This is a genomic window from Actinocrinis sp. (assembly GCF_035605935.1).
Taxonomy (GTDB): Bacteria; Actinomycetota; Actinomycetes; order Streptomycetales; family Catenulisporaceae; genus Actinocrinis.
In genome coordinates this window covers 1-2111 of the sequence record NZ_DATNGK010000282.1, presented here as the reverse complement: position 1 = coordinate 2111, position 2111 = coordinate 1, and the positions used below count along the sequence as shown (strand labels likewise).

Here is a 2111-nt window from a genome sequence, read left to right as displayed (position 1 = left end):
ATGCACGGACCGGACGGGACGGACTACACCGAGTGGATCTGCTGGACCGAGATCGCCCCGCCGGAGCGGATCGCGCTACTGCACGGTGAGTCCCGCGGCGACCCGAACGCCTTCGAGTCGGTCCTCACCTTCGAGCGCGACCGTGCGGCGACCCGGATCGAGATGCGCACGGTGTTCCCCACCAAGGAGCTGCGCGACGAGGCGGTCGAGAAGTACCACGCGATCGAAGGCGGCCAGCAGACCTTGAACAACCTGGCCGCCTACCTCACCGAGATCGTTGCGAAGGGAGCGGAGCGCTGATGGCCGGGAAGGTGTTCTTCAGCGTGTCGATGTCGCTCGACGGCTTCATCGCGCCCGAGTCCGTCGAGGACTTGATGGGGCAGGCGTGGATGGAACTTCAGCAGTGGATATTCCCGCAGCGGTTCTTCCGAGAGAACTTGAAGCTCGGGGAGGGCGGCGAGGAAGGGCGCGACAACGACATCGTGCGGGAGACGTTCGCGCGCACCGGCGCGAGCGTGATGGGCAAGCGCATGTTCGACGCCGGCGAGCAGGCGTGGCCGGAGGAGGCGCCGTTCCACACGCCGGTCTTCGTCCTGACGCACGAGAAGCGTGACCCTTGGGAGCGGCCGGGCGGGACCATCTTCCACTTCGTCGATGACGGCATCGGGCCCGCGCTCGACCAGGCCCGCGAGGCCGCCGGCGACCGAGACGTCCGCATCGCGGGCGGCGCCGCAACGATCCTGCAGTACATGAACACCGGCCTGATCGACGAGTTCTCGATCGCCCTCTCACCCGTGCTGTTCGGCTCCGGAATCCGGCTGTTCGACGGCGTGGACGCCGGCCGGGTGGCTCTGAAGCCGGTACGTGCGGAGCCGACGTAGCGGGTGACCCACCTGACCTACGCAGTCCGGGAGCGGTAACTGTCTCGACCTCAGCGCGTCCCCGCCGAGGTCAGCAGCGCGGTGAGAACCTCGACGTTCTCGCGTCAGGAACCGCAAGCATTGGGGCTACGATCTTGGCCGCTCTCCCGGGAGGGACCTCAGGGCCTTGTCGTGGAGGTCCTCACCAACTCAGGCTTGGCCGGCGAGTCACCAACGGCCTCAGTCGATGAGGGTTGATTTCGGGCGCACGACGCAGAATTCGTTTCCCTCCGGATCGGCGAGAACGGTCCAGGATTCCTCGCCGGTCTGCCCGATGTTGACCCGGCGGGCGCCGAGCCGCAGTAGCCGCTCGATCTCGGCGTCCCGATCGTCGGCGCCGGTGGTCAGGTCGAGGTGCACCCGGTTCTTGATCGTCTTGGTTTCCGGTACGGGCATGAAGCACATGCCGATCGGCGCGCTTACATCCGGTCCGATGACGACCTCGCGCACGCGCTCGGACAGGACTCGCCAGCCCAGCACCTGTGCCCAAAAGCGTGCGAGGCCAGGCAGATCGTGGGCATCGACAACGACGTGATGCAGCCTTACAGCCATGCGGTCAGTGTGCTCGCCGCGGTTGCTTAATGGCTGCGGCCTTCACGCTGCGGCCCGCACCGGTGGGACGGTGTGCGCGGTGTGGCGCCATGTCATGCGGCGAGCGCGAGTGCGAACGGGTAAACCTGGCCGGCGCCGGCCAAGCGCAGCAGCCGGGCTACTACGGTGAACGTCCAGCCGGTGTCGATGAAGTCGTCGACGAGGAGCACTGGCTGCCCGGTCAGCTCCGCGGCCAGCGCACTTGGCATTTCGTACGCATTCCACACCTCGCGCAGGCGTAGCGCACTGTTGGTACGACCGGTCGACGAAGGTCTGACGTGGGTGACCTGGCCAAGGTCGGTCAGGCGGCCAAGTTCGGCCAGCCGGGACGCCAGATCCGCAATCAACCGCGAGCGCCGTACGGAGCCCACGCGCACGACAGCGGCGGGACGCTGCGCCCAATCCCACGATGCGAGCACCTGGACGGATGCCTTGACCAGGTCGTCCGGTACCGGAGCGTCTGCGGCCTCGGCGGCGAGCAGCGGCCGCAGCCGGGAACCGAAACCGAGGTCGGTGAGCCGCGCGATCACCCTGCCGGCCTCGGCCTGGTCGGTCGCCGGCACCTTCCCGTGCACCTCGATGCCCAGACCGGACATGGCA

At 67.7% G+C, this 2111-nt stretch carries 4 protein-coding genes; 2 read left to right on the top strand and 2 right to left on the bottom strand.

The genetic code is table 11. The annotated features are described in order from the left end of the window. Window positions 1–300 (top strand): SRPBCC domain-containing protein (locus VN779_RS22895; RefSeq protein ID WP_325726738.1); only part of this gene is annotated, 300 nt, incomplete at its 5' end. Next, a complete protein-coding gene (locus VN779_RS22890; RefSeq protein WP_325726736.1) occupies window positions 300–881 on the top strand; it encodes a dihydrofolate reductase family protein in 582 nt (193 codons plus the stop codon). The genes VN779_RS22895 and VN779_RS22890, both read left to right, overlap by 1 nt. A gap of 219 nt (window positions 882–1100) precedes the next feature. On the opposite strand, the gene VN779_RS22885 is transcribed toward VN779_RS22890, so the two are convergent. Both VN779_RS22885 and VN779_RS22880 read right to left on the bottom strand, forming a co-directional pair. Further along, complete coding sequence (locus VN779_RS22885; RefSeq protein ID WP_325726734.1) at window positions 1101–1472, bottom strand: VOC family protein; 372 nt, start codon at window positions 1470–1472, stop codon at window positions 1101–1103. 92 nt (window positions 1473–1564) lie between these two features. Further along, a partial coding sequence (locus tag VN779_RS22880) for a phosphoribosyltransferase (RefSeq protein ID WP_325726732.1) occupies window positions 1565–2111 on the bottom strand: 547 nt, incomplete at its 5' end.

Coding starts and splice junctions, on each gene's coding strand:
- VN779_RS22890 (WP_325726736.1), top strand. CDS start 300: ATGGCCGGGAAGGTGTTCTTCAGCGTGTCGATGTCGCTCGACGGCTTC.
- VN779_RS22885 (WP_325726734.1), bottom strand. CDS start 1,472: ATGGCTGTAAGGCTGCATCACGTCGTTGTCGATGCCCACGATCTGCCT.